1 rRNA gene is annotated in these 1,443 nt (G+C 54.9%); it reads right to left on the bottom strand.

From position 1 onward, the window contains the following. Positions 1-55 precede the first annotated feature (55 nt). Positions 56-1,443, bottom strand: a 23S ribosomal RNA gene (locus tag ACWF82_RS34355); the annotation flags it as partial.

The following is a 1,443-nucleotide window of genomic DNA, read 5'->3' as shown; positions in this document are numbered from 1 at the left end:
TCTCGGTGATCTGTGTGTTGTTTCAGATACCGCACAGTGGACGCGTAACACCTTCGATAGTAAGCCCTCGGCCTATTAGTACCAGTCACCTACACCAGTTACCTGGCTTCCAGTTCCGGCCTATCAACCCCATGGTCTGTAGGGGGCCTTAACCCATCAAGTGGGAGAGAAACCTCATCTTGGAACAGGCTTCCCGCTTAGATGCTTTCAGCGGTTATCCCTTCCGAACGTAGCCAACCAGCAGTGCTCCTGGCGGAACAACTGGCACACCAGAGGTTCGTCCGTCCCGGTCCTCTCGTACTAGGGACAGCCTTCCTCAAGTTTCTAACGCGCGCGGCGGATAGAGACCGAACTGTCTCACGACGTTCTAAACCCAGCTCGCGTGCCGCTTTAATGGGCGAACAGCCCAACCCTTGGGACCTACTCCAGCCCCAGGATGCGACGAGCCGACATCGAGGTGCCAAACCATCCCGTCGATATGGACTCTTGGGGAAGATCAGCCTGTTATCCCCGGGGTACCTTTTATCCGTTGAGCGACACCGCTTCCACTTGCCGGTGCCGGATCACTAGTCCCGACTTTCGTCCCTGCTCGAGCTGTCACTCTCACAGTCAAGCTCCCTTGTGCACTTGCACTCGACACCTGATTGCCAACCAGGCTGAGGGAACCTTTGGGCGCCTCCGTTACATTTTGGGAGGCAACCGCCCCAGTTAAACTACCCACCAGGCACTGTCCCTGAACCAGATCATGGTCCGAGGTTAGAAGTCCAATACGATCAGAGTGGTATTTCAACGACGACTCCACGAATACTGGCGTACCCGCTTCACAGTCTCCCACCTATCCTACACAAACCGTACCGAACACCAATACCAAGCTATAGTGAAGGTCCCGGGGTCTTTTCGTCCTGCCGCGCGTAACGAGCATCTTTACTCGTAATGCAATTTCGCCGAGTCTGTGGTTGAGACAGCAGAGAAGTCGTTACGCCATTCGTGCAGGTCGGAACTTACCCGACAAGGAATTTCGCTACCTTAGGATGGTTATAGTTACCACCGCCGTTTACCGGGGCTTAAATTCTCAGCTTCGCGTCCGAAAACGCTAACCGGTCCTCTTAACCTTCCGGCACCGGGCAGGCGTCAGTCCGTATACATCGTCTTACGACTTCGCACGGACCTGTGTTTTTAGTAAACAGTCGCTTCTCTCTGGTCTCTGCGACCCCACCCAGCTCCGAGTGCAAGACTCATCACCAGGCGTGGTCCCCCTTCTCCCGAAGTTACGGGGGCATTTTGCCGAGTTCCTTAACCACAGTTCTCTCGATCGCCTTAGTATTCTCTACCTGACCACCTGTGTCGGTTTGGGGTACGGGCCGTGTACCAACTCACTAGAGGCTTTTCTCGGCAGCATAGGATCACTGAATTCACCACAACGGCTACGCATCACCTCTCAGG

The sequence above is a fragment of the Nocardia sp. NPDC055053 genome, assembly GCF_053608285.1.
The sequence above is the reverse complement of the archived record's forward strand: the minus strand, read 5'-3'. Positions and strand labels throughout refer to the sequence as shown.